We start from the raw sequence: 19,332 nt of genomic DNA on the forward strand, positions 1-19,332 counted from the left end.
ACGGACCGCACCAGCGTACGCCAGGCCCTTCACCCGCTCGTGGTCAGGCCGCGTACGCCCCGGCCAGGACGCCGAGGAAGGCGCCCGCGATCAGGAACGGCCCGAAGGGGATGGCCGTCTTGCGGTCCGCGCGCCGGGCGACGAGGAGGGCGCCGCCGTACAGCGCCCCGAGCAGGAACCCGGCGAAGGTGCCCAGCATCAGCGTGGGCCAGCCGTACCAGCCGAGGACCGCCCCGGCCGTGAGGGCGAGCTTGACGTCGCCGAAGCCCATGCCGGCCGGGTTGATGAGGAACAGCACGAGGTAGCCGGCGCCGAGGGCGAGGGCGCCCAGCAGGGCGGTGGTCCACTCCCCCGCGTGCTCGGGCACGAGCGCGGTCAGGCCGAGCAGGACGAGCGCGGCGCAGGCGAGCGGGAGGGTGAGCGGGTCGGGCAGCCGCCGTACCTTCAGGTCGACGACGGCGAGCAGTACGCCGGCCGGGGCGAGCAGCAGCCAGACGGCGACCTCGGGGCGGGTCCCGGTGGCGGCGGCGAGGGCGGCGCAGACGAGGGCGGTGGCGGTGGCGAGGGACGCGGTGCGGGGGCCGTAGGACGCCTGGTCCGTCGGGCACCGCCCGCACCGGGCCCGGCCGAGCCAGCCCCGGACGGGGTGCCCGTCCGGGCAGCGCTCGTGCCACGCCTCCCCGGAAGGGGCGGAGAACCGGTAGGCGGCACGGGGCAGCAGCGCGCCCGTCGCCGCGCCCCACAGCGCGGCGACGAGGACGACCACGAGATCGATGTCGACGGCGCTGTCCATGGCGGTGTCGATGCTCATCCGGCGGCGGCGACGCCCTCGCGCCAGGTCGGCAGCAGTTCGTCGAGCAGCGCCTCGGTGCGCGGCGGCACCCCGCGCGCGCCGCTGCGGTCGACGAGGTCGGCGGCGAGGGCGCGCAGCCGGTCGGGGTCGCCGGTGGTGTGCGTGGCGCGCAGCAGTTCGTGCCACAGGCGCTCGTCGGCGGGGGCGGTGCGCAGGGCCGCGTTGAGCGCCTCGATGGCCTTCTCCGCGCGGTTCTTCTCCAGGTGGAACCCGCAGAGCGCGAGGCCGGTGTCCGCGACGAGCAGGGGGAGTTGGGCGTCGACGATCTCGTGGGTGAGCCAGCGGTAGCGGCCTTCGGGCCGGTCGGCGAGCAGCGGCCCGCGCACCAGCACCAGCGCGTCGGTGAGCAGCCGCCCGCGCACCTGGCGGCTGTCGACACCCCGGCCCTGCGTGGCCTCGTAGTAGAGGGAGCGCAGTACGTCGAGGTCGGAGACGACGGACCCGGCGAGGGTGAGCCGTCCGGCGGCGTCGGTCGCGAGCCGCGGCGTGCCGTCGGGGTCGGTGCCGAGCCAGGCCCGCAGCCGCTCCAGCAGCGCGTCGCGCACGTCCGCCGTCACGCCGCGCGGCCACAGCGCGGAGGACAGCACGCGCGGGTGGACCCCCTCGCGGTGCAGCAGGAGCAGCGCCAGCGCCTCGTGCAGCAGGGCGCTGCGCTCGCCGTCGGGCGCGTCCAGGCCGATGATCTCGTACGACCCGACGAGGCGGGCGTACACGGCGGGCCGCCCCTGCTCGCTGACGTCGACGAGGAACGGCGGGGTGTTGGCCGCCCGCCGGGGCCCGCCCTCGGGACCGGAGCCAGGACCGGAACCAGGACCGGAACCCGGGTCGGCGTCGGTGAACAGCTCGACGACGGCACGCTGCTGCGCGACGGGCAGCGACTGGGCCTCCAGCTCCAGTCCGAGCAGCGGTGCGAGCAGCCGCCCCTCGCCGGTGATCTCCATTTCCCACGCCGCGCCGGGCAGGTCGGTGCCCCCGGTGCCGACGAGGTAGCCGATGCCGAGGCGGCCCGCGTCGGCGGCCAGCTCCGCGAGCTGGAGGGCCTCCTCGTCGGACGGCTGGGCGGCGAGCAGGACGAGGTGCGGGGCCCAACGCGTGTGCTGGGCGGGCCCGGTACGGCCGGTGAGCACCGAGTCGTGTCCGGCGGCGCCGAGCGCGCCGCGCCGCTGCCGGGTCTCGGCCGACATGGTCTCGAGGAGGTCCTCGAACCCGTCGAGGTGGCGGATCCGGTTCGGCGCGAGGGGGGTGAGGTCGTCCCCGAACCCGACGAGGGTGATGGTCATACGGTCCGACCAGCCGTTGGTGGCCAGCTCGGCGGCGACCGACGCGAACACGGCGGCCCGGTCGGTCTCGGTCCCGCTGAGCGAGACGATGCCGGGCACGGCCTCCAGGTTGAGCAGCAGCCGGGAGTCGTCCATGGTGCCGAGGCTGACGAGCCCGGGGTACGGCGCGGCCGTCTCGGCCTCCTCGTACCCCTCGGCGTCGGAGCGGGCGAGCATCCAGAAGGTCTGGTCCTGCCCCTGCTGCCAGGGCGCGGGCGGCTTCCCGGCGGGCTGGGCGAGCTGGAGGTGCAGGTCGCCGTTGCCGCTCATCCAGGCCGCGTAGACGACGGGCAGCGGGCGGGACTCGGCGGCGAGTGAGGCGGCCAGTCCGCGCAGCGACCGGTCGAGCAGGCGTACGCCCTCGGGGTCGGCGCCGACGAGCAGCGCGTCCTGCACGTCCTGGGCGTCGCCGGTCGGCGTGGGCGGCTCCATGCCGCGCCGTCCGGCGACCGCGCCGAGCGCCGACTGCCACATCGCCTGCCGGCGCCGCCGTCCGAGGGCGCCGAGGAGACCGGCGGCGAGCAGGGGCGCGGCGAGGAGCGCCTCGGGCAGCCCGAAGGAGTCCTCGGCCTGTCCGGCGGCGGGAGTGGCGTGCTCCTGACCCGCGCCGGGTACGGGGGTGGCCGGCGTGACGGGGTTCGCGGGGGTGGGCGCGGGCCGCTGCTCGGGCAGGGACACCTGGGCGTCGCCGCCGCCGCTTCCCTGGGCGTGGTCCCCGCTCCGGGCGTAGTCGCTGATCTGCTGCTGGACCTGCTCGGAGACGTTCGGCGCGGCGTCGGGCATCTCGACCAGCTCGCCGCCGCGGGCGTCGCCGGGCATCTCCATGATCCAGCCGGGCCGGATGAGGGAGGCCTCCGACAGGCGGGACCCGTCCGGCTGCACGCGGTCCTTGTTGAGCTCGAAGATCTCCTTGTACCGCCGCCCGTCCCCGAGGTGCCGTTCGGCCACCTCCCAGAGGGAGTCGTGGTGGCGACCCTCGGGCGGCTGGATCCGGTAGTACTTCGTGTCGCCGTGCGCGGCGGAGGCTCCGCCGTCCGCACGGGCGGCCGCCTGCCCCGCCTGCCCGGCCTGCTCGGCGAGGGCGCCCGCGGTGGCGGCGGCCTGCTCCTGCTGCTGCGCGAAGAGCCCCGGCGTCTGCTGGGCCGCGGCGACGGACGGCTGCTGGTTCCCCTCCAGGCTCTGCCCGAGCTGCGACAGCCCCGGCGTGAGGCTCGCGGCGGTGGCGCCGACGAGGAGGAGGGCGGCGACGAGCTGCCGGGCCAGCAGCTGACTGGGCCCCGACCCCGGCACCCGCCCCGGCACGCCGACACCGGAGGCCGCCGCCTTGACCTCGACGAGCACACAGGCGGTGAACTGCGCCCAGGCCAGCCAGACGACGACGGTGAGGATGGACAGGAACGTGTGGACCGTGATCTCGCGCTGAAGCCAGTCGAGGCCGGGCGCACCGTCGGGGAACGGCCAGCCGATCTGGCTCGCCAGCGCGACGGGCACCCCGACGACCAGCACGAGCAGCACGACGAAGGCGAGGAACGCCTTGACGAAGTCCCCGAACGACCGCCGCCGCACCCGCACGGGCTGGGGCGTGCGGTTCCTTGGAGCGGAGGGTGCCGAGGGAGCCGTCGAGCTTGACGAGCTGGTGGTGCGGCGTCGCGGCATGGCGGGTGTCCTGTGTCGAGTGCGGGAGGAGTCAACTGCGTGAGCTGTCGGGGGGGCTCGTCGAGCCTACAGAGATCTTATGGACTGGCGCCGACAGCGGAGAAGGCCCCGAAGAACCGGGCTCGCAACTCCTGCACCGTTTCTCCCCCTTTACCCGTAAAGCCGTCGGAGTGCCCCACCCTGAGGCAGGGGTCTCCCGCCCCCGGCAACCGACGGGGCCTATCGGTTGACGGCCTGGATCTCCCGCACAGCCAGGTCCTGTGTGGTCTCGAAGGTGCCGTCGGGCAGATCGCCCTGGGCTCCGCCGGAGCCCTGCCAGGAGATCTCCCATGTGATCGACGTGCGTTGATCTCGCAGTCGCCGGACGAGGGGTACGTCTCGGCATCCTCGGTGCCCGGGTCCAGGTGCAGTGCCACGGGTTTGGCGGTGGTCTCCGCCCACACGCCGGCCGCCTCCAGCTCCGCACGGACCTTGACCTCCTGAAAGGTCGCCTTGTCCAGCCACACCCAGGTCGGCAGGTTCACCTTGCCTGGGCGCCCGGAGAGGCCAGGGCCACCGCACAAAGCGCTCCGGAGAGCACGAGCCCCGCCTTGAACAGCACCCTCATCAGGAGCAGGCTCCCGGGGCCACCTCGACGGACGCGGCTTTCCAGACTCCTTGCGACGTCTCGTCGAGGTTGATCCGGTACTGGATCACGCTCTCCGGCTTGTCCGGGGTCTTGGTGACTTCGCCGGTCTTGCGGTCCTTCGTGGATGCCTGGCGCTCGTCGACACAGTAGAAGAGCACACCGGATCCGGAGTCACCGATGCTGACCTGGGGGTCGAAGACCGTGACCTTGCCGATCAGGGTTTCGTCATCGTCGACGAACTGCTTGATCCAGTTGCGGGCGGTCGGCAGAGTGGCGTCCGAGTTGTAGAACGCCACCGCTTCGGACCCCAGGTCCGCCTCGATCACCGCGGCGTACTGGGAACGCAACTCCTCGCGGCCGTCGTTCAGGATCGCCTGGAGCTTCGGATCGCTGTTCGTCCAGCTTTCGAAGTCGGCCTGGAACTCCTTGGGGAGTGTGATCTCCGGCCGGTCGGCACCCTCCGGTGCGGCAGAGGCCGTAGGACTCACGGAGGCGGTTGCCCCACTACTGGTGTCCGCGCCCTTGATCTTGTCCGACGACGCGTCGTCGTCGCCCGAGCCGCAGGCGGTCAACAGCAGGGCCGCGGATGCGGTGAGCGCGACGGTCACTGGCCGGGCGGGGCGGTTCACGCTTGGACTCCCGTTGAGGTGGGGGCAGCTGGAGTCGACCACGCTATCCAAGAGCCGGTCCTGCCAACGGACGGGCCCTGGCCGTGCCAGGAACCGGCTGTTGACGAACCATGTCTGCGGAACATCCCTCTCGGCCTCCCGCTCGCCTGCGATCAGCGGCACGTTGTCCGGACCGATCACGAGCGGACGTACGGTCATCGAGCCGGCACGGCGCGAAAGCGACGCCTGGCGCGGGCGACGACCGTCGGCATTCCCGAGGTGGGCCCTGCAGCGCGGACGTACGGTGTGGAGGACGTGCCCGTGGCGCAGGGCGACAGCCGTACCCTTCGTATGGTGCTGACGCAGACGTACGTTCCCGTCCCCGGAACGGCCGACCAGGTCGTCCTCGTCTCCGGAGCCGGCTCGGTGCTGGATCTCGCCGAGGCGTTCCACGACATCTTCGAAGCTGTGACCGGCACGTTCCGTTTCGTCTGAACCGCAGAGAGGACTCCGGGACATGGGCAAGAGCGACCTCGCACTGCCGTTGACCGAGCTGGAGGACTACGGGCGCCGGCTGCGGTCCCTCAAGACGCGGCTGAATCACACGAAGAAGCTGTTCGAGTCCTACAAGGACGACATCGGCGACGGCGGCGTCAATGACGCGCTCGACGACTTCGAGTCCAACTGGGAGGACGGCCGCGAGGACATCACCCAGCAGCTCGACGCGCTCGGCAGCATGTCGGACGCCGTGGTGCGCGAGTTCAAGAAGCTCGACGACGAACTCACCAAGCAGGTCAACGACGCCGTGAAGACCGAGGACAAGCGGGGCGGCAAGGGCGGCGACAAGTAGCGGATGGCCAGGCTCCCCGTGCCCCACCTCGTCGGCGAGCCCCGGCTGGAGGCCGACTTCGCCCCCGGCACGCTCCCCGACGGGCTGGCCGAGTCCCTGGCCAGGTTCCTGGAGGAAGCCGAACCCGTACGGTTCTCACCCGGCACGCTGCCGGATCCGTTCTCCGACTCGGCGCGCCTGCGCGTACGCGTGGGGATCATGACCGACGGACGCTGGGTCTGGGCCCTCGCCTGGGCGGACCACGTCCGGCAGCACCGCGTGGCGCCGCCGCCGGCGTTCGTCCGGCACGTCGTTTCGCTCCGTTTCTCGGCCCCGGAGGTCAGCGTTGAACGAGCACGCGACATCGCGCGGGCCGAAGGGCTCCCGTTGCCCGACTGAGGGCACCCGGACGGCACGTACGGTCCGGGCCGTCGGGTTCTTCGACGAGCTCTCGCCCGGCTGGGACAGGCCGACGTACTGGATTCCGGGGGGGGGCCGACGTTGGCAGGGGCGGGCTCGCTGCTCACCGACGGCGCCTGGCTCTGGCGGGACGACCTCGCGTACTGCGTGGCCACGTATCGCCTCGCCCTGCCCGAGGCATTCCGCGCGCACGCCGGGGAGTTGGGCCACTGTCCGCCCGAGGTGCCGGAGAGCAGGCTCGTCGAGATCCTGACGCGGGATCTCGGCGTTCCCATGGGCTGACGACGCACTTCCGCCCCGCCCCGTCCGGCCGTGCCGGCGGATCACTTCCGTACCATGGCTCACTCAGCCCACCCGCGGAAGGACTCCCCGATGGAAGCCCTGTCAGCCGACGACGTCCGGGAGATAGCCGGCTACCGGTTGCGCGCGCGGTTGGGTGAGGGCGGCATGGGAGTCGTCTATCTGTCGCACACGCGCGGCGGGCAGCCGGTCGCGCTGAAGGTCGTACGGCGTGACTACGCCCAGGACGCGGAGTTCCGCAGGCGATTCACCCACGAGGTGGCGGCGGCCCGGCGCGTACAGGGTCCGTACACCGCGCCCGTGCTCGACAGTCTCACCGACGGGTCCGAGCCCTGGCTCGCCACCGGGTACGTGCCCGGCCCCTCCCTCTCCGCCGCCGTGTACCAGCACGGCCCGTTGCCGTTGCCCACGGTGCTGCAACTGGTCGCCGGCATCGCCGAGGCCCTGCAGAGCATCCACGCCGCCGGCGTCGTCCACCGTGACCTGAAGCCGTCCAACGTGCTCCTCGCCTCGGACGGGCCCCGCGTCATCGACTTCGGGATCGCCCGCGCCGCCGACACCACCGCGCTGACCGGAACGGACGTGCGGCTGGGTACGCCCGCCTACATGGCGCCCGAGCAGGCCGTGGGCGGTGACGTCACCCCCGCCCTGGACGTCTTCGCGCTCGGACTCGTCGCCTGCTTCGCGGCCACCGGACGCCATCCCTTCGGCGAGGGGTCCTCCCACGCGCTGCTGTACCGGATCGTGTCCAACGAGCCCGATCTGACCGCCTGCCCCGAGGAGTTGCGCGGTCTCGTCGGTGCCTGTCTTGCCAAGGAGGCGGCCGCACGGCCGACTCCGGCGCACGTCGTCGAGGTGTGTCACACGCTGGCCGGGACCTCCGGCCTGGCCCGCCAGGAGGGGTGGTGGCTGCCGACGGCCGTTTCCCAGCAGATCGCGCAACAGGAGCAGACGCTGCGCCTGTACTCGGCGCCCGCTCCCGGCCCGGTCGACGCCGTGCCGCCGCCCGCGCAGCCCGCGCACCCGGTGGTTCCCCTGCCGGCCGCCCCTCCCGTGCCCACCCAGCCCGGCCTGTCGCCGCAGGCCGCGTTCGCCGCGGCGGCGCCCACGCGGCCCGCGAGCGCGCCGGGCACGGCGTTCGTGGCCTCGGCGCCCACCGCTCCGGCCCAGCCGCCGCAGCCGGGTGGTGGCCCGGCCCGTCAGGGCCCCGGGTCACCGTCCGGGCGCCGACGCGGGCCGCTGGTCGCCGCTCTCGCCGTCGTCGGTGTTCTCGCCGTCGGCGGAGGCTCGGTCCTCGCCTATCAGCTGACGGCGGACGACGCTTCCGGCGACAACGACCGGGCGGCGTCCGGTGGTGCCACGGACCCGGCATCCTCCGACACCGGCACCGGCACCGGCACCGACACCGACACCGGCACGGCGGGTACCGGCTCGGCCGAGCAGGCCCCCGGGGCCGGTGTGCCCTCGGCCGGCGACGCGCCGAAGACCGAGGCGGGATGGCAGGTCAGCGTGCGGGACAAGAACCTCGTCCTGCGGGCACCCAAGTACTACGCGAACGCCCAGGACGTCGGCTCGGGCACGTTGTGCAACCCCGCCGACGTCACCACGCTCGACGTCAACGACCTCGACCTGAAGACCAACGGGTCCTACGTCCCGACCTCCGGGCAGTGGCTGACGTACACGGACTGCCCCGACCCGATCAAGGTGAACGGCATCCGCCTCGCCGACGGCGGCGGAACGTTCGGCATCCTCGCCGAGCGACGCCCCACACCCACCGAGTGCCGCGACGCCGCCCGCGCGGCGACGCTGCCGAACCCGATCCCGCTCAGCAGGATCAGGGACGACTCGCTGCTCAAGGTGGGCACCGCGCTGTGCGTCGAGTCCGGCCAGGGCGCGGTGACCCAGCTGTGGGTCACCAGGGCCAACGACGAGGGCCCCGAGAACGACCACCTGCGTACGTACGTCTTCACGGCCACCCAGTGGAAGCCCGAGTGACCTTGGCCGTGGCCGTGGCCGTGGCCGGGTCCTAGCGGTTCACCGACTGGATCTCCTGCACCTTCACGTCCTCCGTCGCACCGAATGTGCCTTCAGGAAGGTTGCCGCTCTCGCCCGTGGTGCTGGTCCACGAGATCTTCCAGGTGACGGTGGCCCGCAGGGGGTACGAACCGTCGGAGCCGGAGGAGCGCAGGTACGTGACGCCGCAGGGCGGGGTGTCGTTCGCCCTGCCCTGCTCGTACGGCGCCCCGATGCTGCCGTCGGCGTTCAGCTCGCAGTCGCCGGACGCCGGGTAGGTCCGGGCGTCACGCGTGCCGGGGTCGATGTGCAGGGAGACGGGTTCGGCGGTGGTGGTGGCGGAGAGGCCGGTGCCGGGGAGACTCGCGGTGACCGAGATCTTCTTGAACCTCGTCCTGTCCAGCCAGACCCAGGTGGGGAGGTTCACCTTGGTGGTCTCGGCCGGCCGCATCTCGATCCTCGTGCCGGGGACCGGGAGTTCGTCGTAGGCGTACTCGGCGAGGATCTTCGGCGACACGGCGAGGGGCTCGTCGGGGGTGGTGCCGTTGTCCACCCAGAACGGCGGCTTGTCGCAGGCGCTGGCCTCGGGGTCGTCCTTGCGGTTGGGGTTGACCGCGGCCGCCCAGAACATGCCCTCGCCCTGCTTGTCGAGGTTGTAGTCCTTGTACGGCTTGCCCTCCTTGTACCGCTGGTCCAGCGTGTCGCCGACGAACTCACCGATGTCCCCGATGAACGGCAGCTCGCTGATGCCCCGCATGGCCTTGACAGTGGCCTCGATCTGCTTGGGTGAGAAGGCGGGCTCGTACCAGCACGCCGGCGGCGTCCAGTTGCTGTCGGTGGACGAGAGGTTGCCGGTCCTGCCCGAACCGGGGGTGCCGTTGACCGTCGTCCGGACCCTGGTCTGCACCGTGAGGTTCTTGCCCTGGACGCCGCCCTTGGCATCGCCCAGGCTGCTGCCGTCCCCCGTCTTCCCTCCGGCCTGTGCGGCCGTCGGTGCCAGGGCCATCGGGAGAACGAGTGCGGCGACTACGAAACCCTGTCGACGTGTACGGCTCACGGCTGGCACTTCTCCGATCCTCGCTCCGACACCACGTTCACGGTCTGCCACACGCCGTCGGCGTTCTTCTCCATGCGCGCGTTGTACGAGACGTAGTCGTCCGCGTCGCCGGGCGTCTTCTTGACCTTCTTGGTCTTCCGGTCCTTGCTGTACGACTCCGTCTCGTCACCGCAGTACGTCACCGTGGCGGCGTTGTCACCGCTGAGGGTGACCTCGCGGTCGTAGTACCGCGTGGACCCGGTCCAGGTGGTGCCGCCCTCGTAGAAGGTCTGGACGTAGGTCGCGGCCGCGACCAGGGCGTTGTCCTTGCTGTAGAACTTCAGGGCCGGGTGTTCCTCGGCGTCGACGGTGATCGCCTCGTCGATCGAGTTGATCATCCGCTCGTTGTCCGCGAGCACCGCGTCCTTGACGGGATCCCCGGTCTTGGTGCCCTCGAACACGTTCTTGACGTCGGCGGGCAGCTTGATCTCCGGCCGGTCCACCCCGTCCTCACTCGCGGACGGCGAAGGCGACGCCGACGCGGACGCCGAAGCCCCCGTGTCCGCGCCCGCGATCTCGTCCTTCCCCGAGTCGTCGGAGTCCGAGCCGCCGCCGCAGGCGGTCAGCAGCAGGGCCACCGCCGCCGTCAGGGCGGCGGCAGCGGTCGCGGTCGTCGTACGTGTGCGCATGGGAGTCGTACCTCCGTCAGTGGGGGAAGGAAGGATGGATGGCATCTGCGGGCGGGGCGGCATCGGTCATCCCACCTCGTTCTCCGCCACCGCCCGACCGTGGACCACGACGTCGCCGCCGTAGAACGCCCCCGTGAACACCGGGGAGTACGTGAGCTGGACCTCGACCTGCACCCGCCCGGCGTCGGCCGTCACGCAGTGCGTCGCGGCGATGTCGCCGCCGGTCATGTCCATCTCGGCGGCGAATGCCTTGACCCGGGCGTCGCAGTTCTCGTAGTTGATGGGGGCGGGGCCGCCCTCGTTCTCGTAGACGGCCTCGCGGTCTATGTCCTGGGCGGCGTAGCGGGCGGCCTGTTCGGCGATGTCCGCGGCGCGTTCGCGCTTGGAGATGGACATGCCGCCGTCGATGACGAAGGCCGAGAGGGCGAGGAAGACCAGGGCGAAGATGATGACCGCGCCGGCACCGGAGCCGCGGTCGTCCAGGCGGGCGCCGCGCTCCACCAGCCGGTCGGGGAGGAGGTGTCTCACGCGGCCCTCCGGTACGGGTCCAGCGGGGAGCTGAAGCTCGCCGAGAGGGTCGTGGGGATGTCGAGGCCGATCATCGACAGGCCGCGCACCTCGCAGCTGACCTCGACCGTGAAGAGCGTGTCCGGTTCGAAGCCGGCGCTCTTCTGGACGACGGACACGGGGCCGGAGCAGACGTCCTCCAGGTCTGCCTGGGCCGCCTTCCTCGCCTCGGCCATCGCCGTGCCGTGGTCCTTCTGGATCGAGCCCGCGCGTGCCGCGTCCCGGGCCGCGCCGTCCAGGGCGCCGCGGCCTTCGACGAGCTGGCCGAAGCCCACCAGGACGAGGATGAAGAGGATCATCACCGGGGCGAGGATCACCACCTCGATGGTGGACAGGCCCCGGTCGTCCGTCCCGACGCCGCCGGCCCCGGCCGTTCGCGCGCCGGTGCGGGAGTGGGAGTGGGAGTGGGCGACCACTAGTTCTCCCCCTCCTGCACGAACCGTTCCACCGGCCCCGTCGACTGCGCGTGCACCGTCAGGTCCAGGCCCGGGAAGACCGTGGGGACCCGGGCCGTGATCTCCACGCCGACCGTGTCCTGTTCGGGCTGGAGCATCTTCACGTCCGGTCCCAGGACCAGCTGGGGGCCCAGCTGGCGGATGTAGCTGTCGACCACGTCCCGCGCCTCGCCCCGCCAGCCGCCGGGCTGGTCGTGCGCCGTGGCGCGGGCCTTGCGGGCGCCCGCCTGGGCCGCCGCCTGGGCCACGTGGTCGGCGAAGAAGTACAGACCGAACTGCACCGTCGCGAAGATCATGAAGAACAGGACCGGCGTGAGGAACACGAACTCGATCGCGGTCATGCCGGAATCGCCGCGGGTGGCCGCCGCTTCACGCGCGGTCTCCACCCTGCGGCGTACCCGTCCGAGCACGCTTGCCGGCATCCCCGTGTACCCCGTACGTCCGTCCGGCCTCAGCAGGTGCCACTCGCGTCGGCGCCCTCGATGCACTCGCCGACCTTGGTGGCGCCCTTGTCCAGCGCCTGGCTGATGATGGCGGCCACCACGCCGACGATCGCGACGACGACCGCCGAGATGATGACCCACTCGACGGCGGACGCGCCGCGGTCGAGTTCGCCGGAGCGGGCGCGCTCGACGCGGCCCTGAAGGAAGGTGACCAGGAAGTCCACGGCCGGGATACCGGTGCGGAAGTTCCGTCCGTTCATGGTGATGTGTCCTCTCGAATCAGATTCTGGAAGCGGCTCGGAGCTGGAGGAGCTGAGTCACACCTGAAACACCCGCATCGCCGCCGGGTAGATCAGGAACACCAGGAACCCGGCGCACAGCAGGAGCTGGGCCACGAGCATCGACTGGGACTTCTCACCCGCGCTGCCCTCGATCTCGGCGAGTTCGCGGTGGCGCATGGTCTCGGCGCGGGAGGACAGGGACTCGCGGACCTTGGCGCCGTCGTCCGCCACCAGGGCGAGCGAGGCGGAGAGGTCCTTGAGCTCCTCGACGCCCAGGTCCTCGCCGAGCTGGCCCAGCGCCTGCCACTGGCTGATGCCCGTGATGCGGGCGTCGGACAGGGCGTTGCGGATGCGGTGGGTCGCCCAGCCGTCCGACACCTCCGCCGCCGCCATCAGGGCCTCCGGCAGACCCCGGCCGCCGGCCAGGCTCATGGAGACCAGGTCCAGGTAGGCGCCGATCACGCGCCGCAGGTCACGGCGCTTGTCGGCGGCGTCCCGGCGTACCTCCAGGTCGGGGAGGAAGAAGAAGAGCGCCGCACAGAGCAGGGCCAGCCAGACCGGGATGATCGGGCTGTCGCCGAAACCCAGCTGCCAGACGATCGCGAACAGCAGCGGGCCGAAGAACAGACCGCCCACGGCCAGCAGCACCTTCGTCGCCAGGAACTTCTCCCAGCTGCGGTCGAGCACCGCCAGGTCCGCGCGCAGCGAGCGCTGCTGCCAGCCCTGCTGAAGGTACAACTCGGCGACGCGGGCGCCGATCCGGGCCCGCAGCGAGCCGAGGCGGCCGGTGTCCTGCGCCGTGCGCGACGACGACTCGTACGCCGCCCCGCGCGCCCGCATCGCGTCGATCCGGGCGACCTGCTGGACCGGGCTGCGTCTGCTCGGCATCAGGGCGCGGACCAGAACGTAGATGCCCAGGCCGATAACGGCACCGACCAGGACCGGCATGGTCAGGTTCATCGTCGTACCCCCTCGTCCCCAGACGCGGGCGACGGCTGTGACGGTTGCGGCAGACGCTGTACGGGCTGTCCGGGCGGACCGGAGGCGCCCGGCCGGCCCGGCGTGCGCGGGCGCACGAACTGGACGTCGGAGCCGTCCCGGACCAGGAAGCGTTCCGGCGTCTCGATGGTCGACAGCTTGCGCATCCACCAGAAGCCCAGCGCGAACAGACCGCACACGCAGGCCAGGACGAGCTGGCCGACGGGCGAGCTGTACGGCTCGACGAAGTCCCGGTTGAAGATGGACAGGCCGAGGACGAAGAGCACCGACACCGCGACCACGATCTGCACGGACCGGCGGGTCGAGGCGCGCTGGGCCATCACGCGCTGGCGCATGTCGACCTCCTCGCGCGCCGACTTGGCGAGCGCGCCGAGGACCTGGCGCAGACCGGGGCCGCGCAGCCGCGCGTTGAGGATCAGGGCGGCGACGATGATGTCGGCGGACGCGTCGTCGATCTCGTCGGCGAGGTGCTGGAGCGCGTCGGGCAGCGGGGTGCGCGAGCGCAGCCGGTCGACCAGGGCGTCCAGGTGGGGGCGCAGCACCGGGGCGGCGGCGCGGGCCGAGGCGGGGATGGCCTGCTCCAGGCCGACCGCGCCCGCGATCGTGTCGCGCAGCGACTCCGTCCAGGAGGCGAGGGCCTCGACCCGCTTCATGGCGGCGCGTTCCTCGGCGGCGCCGCCGAAGAGACGGTCCCAGAAGAAGACGAGGACACCGGCCGCGATGCCGAGCACCGCCCAGCGGGTCAGGAGCAGGACGACGAGACCGACGAGGGCCGCGGCGGAGCCGCGCCGGCCGGCCCAGCGGATCAGCTCGTTGACCCGCTCGCTGGCCTGCCGCTTCTCGTGTTCGGGCTTGGCGGGCAGTCCGCGTACGGCGACCAGGAACAGGGCGAGGCCGCCGCCGACGGCGACGCCGCAGCCGAGCGCGTACATGACCGTGGTGGAGAACAGCCCGCCCATGGAGCCGAGCGAGTCCAGTGCCGCCAGTGTGGCCATGTGATGCGTGTCGCTCATGTCCGTCTCACCCCCACGTTCCGTTGGGCCGGTAGCCGTAGGCGATGAGTTCCTCCAGGCAGGCGATGGGGGCGTGCGGTACGACCTGGCCGTCGGCCGCCTCGGCGAACACCTCGCTGGACAGCACACGGCCGTCGACGCCGTTGACCTCGCGGACCGAGGTGACCATGCGCTGGAGGCGGCCGCCGCTCTGGAAGTCGTTGCGCCGCTGGACGAAGACGACGAAGTTGACGGCGCCGGCCACCAGCATCTGGCTGGCCTCGATCGGCAGCCGCTCCGTCGCCTGGAGGGCGTACGTGGAGATGCGGTTGAAGACCTCGTGCGAGCTGTTGGCGTGGATCGTGGAGAGCGAGCCGTCGTTGCCCTGCGACATCGCGTTCAGCATGGTGACGATCTCGTCGCCGAGCACCTCGCCGACGATGACGCGGGAGGGGTTCATGCGCAGCGAACGGCGGACCAGTTCCGCCATGCTGATGGTGCCCTGGCCCTCGGAGTTGGGCAGCCGCTCCTCGAACGCCACGACGTTGGGGTGGAGTTCGGGGAAGGTGTCGAGGCCGAGTTCCAGTGCCCGTTCGACGGTGATCAACCGCTCGTGCGGCGGGATCTCGTTGGCGAGGGCGCGCAGCAGCGTCGTCTTGCCGGCGTTGGTGGCGCCGGCGATCATGATGTTCTTGCGGGCCCGGACCGCGCAGGCCAGGAAGTGGCCCAGCTCGGGGGTGAGGGTGCCGTTGCCGACCAGGTCGGAGATGAAGACCTTGCCCAGCCGCGCGCGGCGGATGGAGAGCGCGGGGCGCCGGGCGACGTCCATGACCGCCGACAGACGCGAACCGTCCGGCAGCCTGAGGTCCAGCTGCGGGTTGGCGGAGTCGAAGGGGCGGGAGGAGAGGCCGGAGTAGGCGCCGAGGATCTGGATCAGCTCGATGAGTTCCTCGTCGGTCTCGGCGACCGGCTCGCCGCGCACCTCGCGCCCGTCGGCGTAGCCGACGAAGACGTGGTCGCAGCCGTTGATGTCGATGTTCTCGACCTCGGGATCGTCGAGGAGCGGCTGGAGCCGCCCCACGCCGAACAGCGCGGCGTGCACGGCCGCCGCGTACGCCTCCTCGGTCTCCGCGTCCAGCGGCGTACGCCCGGCGTTGATCTCGGCGCGGGCGTACTCCTCGAGTATCTGCGCGATGACGGCGCGGGCGTAGTGCCGTTCGTCCTCGGTGGACATCGGGGTGACGCCGCCGGCCTGGTCCTGGCGGCGCTGCTCGGCGATGCGGTCACCGGCGTCCTGCCGGAACCGCTTGACCAACGAGTGGTCAACAGCGGTCATCGTCCGGCCCCCGCGTGGCCGGACATGCCGGCGGGACCGACGGGGCCGGTCGCGCCCGTGGGTCCGCCGGGCACGGACCAGGCGGCGCCGAACTGCTGGTACAGGTCCGAGGTGACCTTGCGGGCCGAGCGGATGAGCAGCGACTTCTCCAGCCGCCCACGCCTGCGCCCGGCCAGCTGGTCGGCGCCGGCCGGGTCGTCGGCGATGGTGCCGACCACGCGGGCGCCGGTCTGGGCGTGCACCAGCATGTCGTTGACCTGGCCGGAGAGCTTGGCGGCGTTGTTGGTGTCGGCGACGAGCACGACACCGATCAGCGGCAGACCGAGGCTCGAGGCCCCGCGCGATCCGCCGTGCAGCTTGTTGGACAGCGTGGCGGCACGGTCCCGGACCCGGGCGATGGCCTCCGGCTCGGTACGGGAGAGGAGCAGGACGAGCGAGGCGTGCGGGAACAGCTCGGTCGCCGGGGAGTCCCCGCTGATCCGGCCGCAGTCGGCGAGGACGTCGGCGGGGGCGTTCGGGGAGTCGGCGAGGGAGGCGAAGGCCCGGCCGAGGGTGGGCCACAGGCCCGCGAGCCCGGCGGCCTGCTCGGAGATGCCGAGTCCGACGAGGACCTCGAGGCCGCCGCTGAGCGGCTGTACGTGGTCCCAGAGCTGGTCGGGCACGAGGCCGCGGCGGGCGGTCGCGGCGATCGAGAGCATGCCGGTGTTCGGGTTCAGCGGACCGCCGTGCGCGGCGGCGGACCGGTACACCAGGTCGCCGCCCGCCGGGTCGGCCTCGGCGAGCAGGACACGGCGCGGCCAGACCGCCGCGAGGGCGACGGCAGCGGTGGTGACGCCGGGCGAACCCTTGTCCGCGGCGAGGGCGATGAGAGCCATGGCTTCGTCGGTCGCCTTCTACTTGGCGGGAACGCGCACGAGGGCGACCTCGCCGGCGGACGAGGCCGACGCGAGCGCGGCCGCGTCACCTTCGTCGACCAGGAGGGTGATGGACTTGCTGCCGGTGCTCACGGTGGCGTCGCTCTCGCCCTTGACGTTCTGCACGGAGGCGGTCGCGATGAGACCGTTGCCGGAGGAGGACGACGAGGAGTCCTTGTCGGACGAGTCCGAGCTGCTGGAGCCACTGGTACCGACGCGGTATGCGGCGACCGTGTCACCACCCTTGATGTCGGCGTAGTACTGGCCCTCCTTGAGAGCCAGACCGACGGACGCCTTGCCTTCGGGCATCTGCACCTTGCCGGCGAACATCTCACCGACGACGACGGTGCCCGCGTAGACCGTGGACTTGGCCTGGAGCTTCATCAAGCTCGCGCGCTGCTCCCACGGCACGAAGTTGGCACCGGAGTCGTCGTTCACCATGACGACCTTGATGTTGTCCTTGGTGATGGACGCACCGGGCTTGATGTCCTCGGTCACCTGGATGGCCTCGACCCGGTCCCCGACCTGCAGCACGAGCATCGTCGCACCCAGCGCGCCCAGCAGGATCAGCAGTACCGCCAGCGCGGCCAGCGCCGGCTTGCGCTCGCGAGGAGGGCTGGGAAGCCGGTCACCGACCGACGGCTGAGCCGGAGCCGCGGCACGTCCCGCGCCCGCCCCCGTACGCTCCTGGATCTTCACGCAACCGCTCCCCGTACAACCAAGAAAGAAATCGTCTGCCACGTACCCACTTGGGCGCCGATCGACCAAGTGGGCAGAATCATCTGCAATTTCGGACACTTCGCCCGCGCCTGCCCGACCGGTGGCGTCCCGGGGCATCCCCTGACGCACCCGCCCGACCTGGGCGATTAACCAGCAGTAGGGCGAGTGTCAAGCCATCGCACCGTATCAGCCGCACATAAGCCCCTCAAGGCACGCTCACCCCCTGCCCAGACACCCCGCCCACCGTTATTCATCTGCAACTTCACGCCCACGGAACCCCCTTGAGCACGGCCCCGCCGAGTACCCCTCCCACTGTGCTCGCGCGAACCAATGAGGGCCAGGGCCGGACGCCTTCCCCGTGCGGTTCGTCACGGTGCGCCCATGACCCCTGCACGGTTCACTCACGAGGGATCCGACGGCTCGTGCCATGATCTTCGCTCGGGTCAGTGACGGGGCAGTGACGGGGCGAGTACGCAGAGGGAGCGGGGGCGGGGGCACGGATGGGTCTACTTCCGGTGAGCGGAGCGGCGTTGAGGTCCGACACCCGGGTACGGGAGGCCGCGCGGGACATCGGCGCCCGGTACGGCGTCGACTACACCGACGACGCGGCCGTGACGGCGCTGCTGGCCGAACGCCGCAAGTCCCTGGAGACGGAACAACGCCGGCCGGCGGCCTATCTGGGGCTGCTGACACTGATGGCGGGCATGTTCCTGCCCTTCGCGATCCCGCTGTCCCCGGCGCTGGACGCCCACCTGTTCGCCGTACTGGGAGCCGCGGGCGCCCTGACGGTCGTCGGCGCGGCCCTGCTCGTACACGCGCGAGCCCAGTGGAAGCAGGCCCTGCGCAACGGCCCCTTGGCCGGCTACCGCGAGGTCCTCGGCGTCGCCCGCGCCCACGGCATCCCGCTGGCGCACATACCGCCGTGGCTGGAGGGCCGGTCGACGGGCGGAGGCGGGAAGGGCGCGGCCCCGATCCCGACGTACCCGCCGGTGGAGCCGGCACCGGAAGCCCCCTCGGACTCGCCACCGGACTCGACACCGGCACCGGCGCCATCGGCCCCGGCACCATCACCCCCGACCACCGCTTCCGTATCCGTATCCGTACCGCCGAAGCCCTCGGCCGTTTCGTCCTACGAGCACATGGCGGACGCGGGCGGCTGGCACGACGAAACGGGCTGCCTCCTGTTCCTCGCCGGCGCGGGTGGCGTGACCTGGGCCGTCACCGTGGGCACCGCGGTCGGCTACGCGGCCCTCCTCCTCGTTCCCGTGGCCGTCTGGATCTGGCTGGCGGGCCGTCGCCAGGGCCGCGAGAAGGAGGAGTTGCGCGAGGAGGCCCTGAAGTACGTCACAGCGCTGGAGGCGGCGCAGGCGGCGGGCGCACGCGTACCGGAACTCTCCCCGCAGTTGCGCGCACTGCTCGACGACCACCACTGATACCTCTCCCCCACCCACGAAGCAACGGAGCACCCGTGAACCGCGTGTACCGCGTGAACCGCCCCGCATCGGCAGCCCTCACCGCCCTGTCCCTGCTGTCCCTCACCGCACTCACCGCGTGCGGCGGCGACTCGGAGCCGGACCCCGCGACCGACAAGCCGAAGACAAGCGCGTCGGCGTCCGCGGCCGAGGCCCCCTCCCCCGCGGAGCACCTGGCCGCGACGATCGTCACGAAGACCGACGCCGACGGCTTCCAGGTGGACGAGCCGTCCGACGAGTTCGTCTTCGCCAAGTCGCCCGACGAGGTGACGGTCGACAAGCCCGCCTGCGCACCCCTCGCCTTCGCCATGAACCAACTGCCGCTCGGCACCCCCGAGGCCGATCTGACCCGGGTGGCCTCGGGACCGACGGACGCGCCGACGCGGCTGACGAAGGGCATCACCTACACGTACGTCACCCTGGCGTCCTACGCCCCGGGGAAGGCACAGTCCGCCTTCGCCGACGTACGGAAGGCCGTGGACGCGTGCGCCGACGGCTTCACGGCCAAGGCGAACGGCAACGAGAGCCCGTACGACTCCGTCACCGCGGAGAAGGTCACCCCGGCCGGCGACGAGTCGCTCGGCTACACGTCCACGATGACGTTCCGCGGCGTCCAGCACGTCCTGCACGGCGAGGTGGTCCGCAGCGGCGACGTACTCGCCGTCTACTTCTCGGCCGACGGCATGGCCATCGCCAACGGCAGGCCGAGCGACGCGAGGCTGTCGCCCACGGTGGTGAAGGCGCAGAACGGGAAGCTGGGGGCCGCCGGGTCGGAGTCGTAAGAAGACCCCCGGCTCGGGGC

General features: G+C 71.9%; 20 protein-coding genes and 2 pseudogenes. 7 read left to right on the plus strand and 15 right to left on the minus strand.

Features of this window, described 5'->3' with window-relative positions; all coding sequences use genetic code 11:
• Positions 1-43: 43 nt before the first annotated feature.
• The 4 genes and pseudogenes from OHA99_RS15435 to OHA99_RS15450 all read right to left on the minus strand — a co-directional run bounded on the left by OHA99_RS15435 (position 44) and on the right by OHA99_RS15450 (position 5,283).
• Positions 44-811, minus strand: coding sequence for an A24 family peptidase (locus OHA99_RS15435; RefSeq protein ID WP_366473094.1), 768 nt, complete (start codon positions 809-811; stop codon positions 44-46).
• Complete coding sequence (locus OHA99_RS15440) at positions 808-3,828, minus strand: BTAD domain-containing putative transcriptional regulator (RefSeq protein WP_405696198.1); 3,021 nt, start codon at positions 3,826-3,828, stop codon at positions 808-810. The genes OHA99_RS15435 and OHA99_RS15440 overlap by 4 nt, the downstream gene beginning before the upstream one ends.
• 219 nt (positions 3,829-4,047) lie before the next feature.
• A pseudogene (locus OHA99_RS15445) lies at positions 4,048-4,352 on the minus strand (hypothetical protein); the annotation flags it as partial.
• An 82-nt stretch (positions 4,353-4,434) separates the two neighbouring features.
• Entirely contained in the window at positions 4,435-5,283 is an 849-nt protein-coding gene (locus OHA99_RS15450) for a hypothetical protein (RefSeq protein WP_405696199.1), read from the minus strand.
• A 10-nt stretch (positions 5,284-5,293) separates the two neighbouring features.
• Here OHA99_RS15450 and OHA99_RS15455 point away from each other — a divergent pair.
• The 5 genes and pseudogenes from OHA99_RS15455 to OHA99_RS15475 form a co-directional block, all read left to right on the plus strand.
• Positions 5,294-5,559, plus strand: a pseudogene (locus tag OHA99_RS15455) (hypothetical protein); the annotation flags it as partial.
• Between the two features lie 22 nt (positions 5,560-5,581).
• Complete coding sequence (locus OHA99_RS15460) at positions 5,582-5,914, plus strand: hypothetical protein (protein WP_153178475.1); 333 nt, start codon at positions 5,582-5,584, stop codon at positions 5,912-5,914.
• Between the two features lie 3 nt (positions 5,915-5,917).
• Positions 5,918-6,292 carry a hypothetical protein gene (locus OHA99_RS15465; protein WP_153178476.1) on the plus strand — a complete coding sequence of 125 codons (375 nt, stop codon included), beginning with the start codon at positions 5,918-5,920 and terminating at the stop codon, positions 6,290-6,292.
• 102 nt (positions 6,293-6,394) lie between these two features.
• Complete coding sequence (locus tag OHA99_RS15470; RefSeq protein ID WP_405696201.1) at positions 6,395-6,595, plus strand: hypothetical protein; 201 nt, start codon at positions 6,395-6,397, stop codon at positions 6,593-6,595.
• 90 nt (positions 6,596-6,685) lie between these two features.
• Positions 6,686-8,608, plus strand: coding sequence for a serine/threonine-protein kinase (locus tag OHA99_RS15475; RefSeq protein ID WP_381500855.1), 1,923 nt, complete (start codon positions 6,686-6,688; stop codon positions 8,606-8,608).
• A gap of 31 nt (positions 8,609-8,639) precedes the next feature.
• On the opposite strand, the gene OHA99_RS15480 is transcribed toward OHA99_RS15475, so the two are convergent.
• From OHA99_RS15480 to OHA99_RS15530, 11 genes are all read right to left on the minus strand, one after another.
• Positions 8,640-9,632 (minus strand): hypothetical protein, encoded by a 993-nt coding sequence (locus tag OHA99_RS15480; RefSeq protein ID WP_228126138.1) that lies wholly within the window; start codon positions 9,630-9,632, stop codon positions 8,640-8,642.
• A 47-nt stretch (positions 9,633-9,679) separates the two neighbouring features.
• The gene (locus tag OHA99_RS15485) at positions 9,680-10,351 is read right to left on the minus strand and encodes a hypothetical protein (RefSeq protein ID WP_153178477.1); all 672 of its coding nucleotides are present in this window, start codon (positions 10,349-10,351) and stop codon (positions 9,680-9,682) included.
• 66 nt (positions 10,352-10,417) lie between these two features.
• Positions 10,418-10,879: a TadE/TadG family type IV pilus assembly protein gene (locus OHA99_RS15490; protein WP_153178478.1), complete on the minus strand. Its 462-nt coding sequence runs from the start codon at positions 10,877-10,879 to the stop codon at positions 10,418-10,420.
• On the minus strand, positions 10,876-11,253 hold the full coding sequence (locus OHA99_RS15495) for a TadE/TadG family type IV pilus assembly protein (protein ID WP_051005830.1): 378 nt from the start codon (positions 11,251-11,253) through the stop codon (positions 10,876-10,878). The genes OHA99_RS15490 and OHA99_RS15495 overlap by 4 nt, the downstream gene beginning before the upstream one ends.
• An 80-nt stretch (positions 11,254-11,333) precedes the next feature.
• Positions 11,334-11,795, minus strand: a complete 462-nt coding sequence (locus OHA99_RS15500) for a TadE family protein (RefSeq protein ID WP_007443865.1) — start codon at positions 11,793-11,795, stop codon at positions 11,334-11,336.
• Between the two features lie 29 nt (positions 11,796-11,824).
• A complete protein-coding gene (locus tag OHA99_RS15505; protein WP_007443864.1) occupies positions 11,825-12,076 on the minus strand; it encodes a hypothetical protein in 252 nt (83 codons plus the stop codon).
• A 57-nt stretch (positions 12,077-12,133) separates the two neighbouring features.
• Complete coding sequence (locus tag OHA99_RS15510) at positions 12,134-13,057, minus strand: type II secretion system F family protein (RefSeq protein ID WP_042824882.1); 924 nt, start codon at positions 13,055-13,057, stop codon at positions 12,134-12,136.
• Positions 13,054-14,109 carry a type II secretion system F family protein gene (locus tag OHA99_RS15515; RefSeq protein WP_381500852.1) on the minus strand — a complete coding sequence of 352 codons (1,056 nt, stop codon included), beginning with the start codon at positions 14,107-14,109 and terminating at the stop codon, positions 13,054-13,056. The genes OHA99_RS15510 and OHA99_RS15515 overlap by 4 nt, the downstream gene beginning before the upstream one ends.
• A gap of 7 nt (positions 14,110-14,116) precedes the next feature.
• The gene (locus OHA99_RS15520) at positions 14,117-15,424 is read right to left on the minus strand and encodes a CpaF family protein (protein ID WP_007443863.1); all 1,308 of its coding nucleotides are present in this window, start codon (positions 15,422-15,424) and stop codon (positions 14,117-14,119) included.
• Entirely contained in the window at positions 15,421-16,299 is an 879-nt protein-coding gene (locus OHA99_RS15525; RefSeq protein ID WP_405696204.1) for a hypothetical protein, read from the minus strand. The genes OHA99_RS15520 and OHA99_RS15525 overlap by 4 nt, the downstream gene beginning before the upstream one ends.
• An 18-nt stretch (positions 16,300-16,317) precedes the next feature.
• Positions 16,318-17,037, minus strand: coding sequence for a hypothetical protein (locus OHA99_RS15530; protein ID WP_153178479.1), 720 nt, complete (start codon positions 17,035-17,037; stop codon positions 16,318-16,320).
• Positions 17,038-17,588: 551 nt separating this feature from the next.
• Here OHA99_RS15530 and OHA99_RS15535 point away from each other — a divergent pair.
• A complete protein-coding gene (locus OHA99_RS15535) occupies positions 17,589-18,491 on the plus strand; it encodes a hypothetical protein (protein ID WP_405696206.1) in 903 nt (300 codons plus the stop codon).
• A gap of 35 nt (positions 18,492-18,526) precedes the next feature.
• The gene (locus tag OHA99_RS15540) at positions 18,527-19,312 is read left to right on the plus strand and encodes a hypothetical protein (protein WP_153178481.1); all 786 of its coding nucleotides are present in this window, start codon (positions 18,527-18,529) and stop codon (positions 19,310-19,312) included.
• Positions 19,313-19,332 lie beyond the last annotated feature (20 nt).

The organism is Streptomyces coelicoflavus (assembly GCF_045041415.1).
Taxonomy (GTDB): Bacteria; Actinomycetota; Actinomycetes; order Streptomycetales; family Streptomycetaceae; genus Streptomyces; species Streptomyces coelicoflavus.

What these genes read in the sequence shown, in the direction of transcription:
- OHA99_RS15505 (WP_007443864.1), bottom strand. Translation starts at nt 12,076, where the DNA reads ATGAACGGACGGAACTTCCGCACCGGTATCCCGGCCGTGGACTTCCTG.
- OHA99_RS15485 (WP_153178477.1), bottom strand. Translation starts at nt 10,351, where the DNA reads ATGCGCACACGTACGACGACCGCGACCGCTGCCGCCGCCCTGACGGCG.
- OHA99_RS15435 (WP_366473094.1), bottom strand. Translation starts at nt 811, where the DNA reads ATGAGCATCGACACCGCCATGGACAGCGCCGTCGACATCGATCTCGTG.
- OHA99_RS15465 (WP_153178476.1), top strand. Translation starts at nt 5,918, where the DNA reads ATGGCCAGGCTCCCCGTGCCCCACCTCGTCGGCGAGCCCCGGCTGGAG.
- OHA99_RS15440 (WP_405696198.1), bottom strand. Translation starts at nt 3,828, where the DNA reads ATGCCGCGACGCCGCACCACCAGCTCGTCAAGCTCGACGGCTCCCTCG.
- OHA99_RS15460 (WP_153178475.1), top strand. Translation starts at nt 5,582, where the DNA reads ATGGGCAAGAGCGACCTCGCACTGCCGTTGACCGAGCTGGAGGACTAC.
- OHA99_RS15450 (WP_405696199.1), bottom strand. Translation starts at nt 5,283, where the DNA reads ATGACCGTACGTCCGCTCGTGATCGGTCCGGACAACGTGCCGCTGATC.
- OHA99_RS15500 (WP_007443865.1), bottom strand. Translation starts at nt 11,795, where the DNA reads ATGCCGGCAAGCGTGCTCGGACGGGTACGCCGCAGGGTGGAGACCGCG.
- OHA99_RS15475 (WP_381500855.1), top strand. Translation starts at nt 6,686, where the DNA reads ATGGAAGCCCTGTCAGCCGACGACGTCCGGGAGATAGCCGGCTACCGG.
- OHA99_RS15515 (WP_381500852.1), bottom strand. Translation starts at nt 14,109, where the DNA reads ATGAGCGACACGCATCACATGGCCACACTGGCGGCACTGGACTCGCTC.
- OHA99_RS15525 (WP_405696204.1), bottom strand. Translation starts at nt 16,299, where the DNA reads ATGGCTCTCATCGCCCTCGCCGCGGACAAGGGTTCGCCCGGCGTCACC.
- OHA99_RS15520 (WP_007443863.1), bottom strand. Translation starts at nt 15,424, where the DNA reads ATGACCGCTGTTGACCACTCGTTGGTCAAGCGGTTCCGGCAGGACGCC.
- OHA99_RS15480 (WP_228126138.1), bottom strand. Translation starts at nt 9,632, where the DNA reads ATGGCCCTGGCACCGACGGCCGCACAGGCCGGAGGGAAGACGGGGGAC.
- OHA99_RS15510 (WP_042824882.1), bottom strand. Translation starts at nt 13,057, where the DNA reads ATGAACCTGACCATGCCGGTCCTGGTCGGTGCCGTTATCGGCCTGGGC.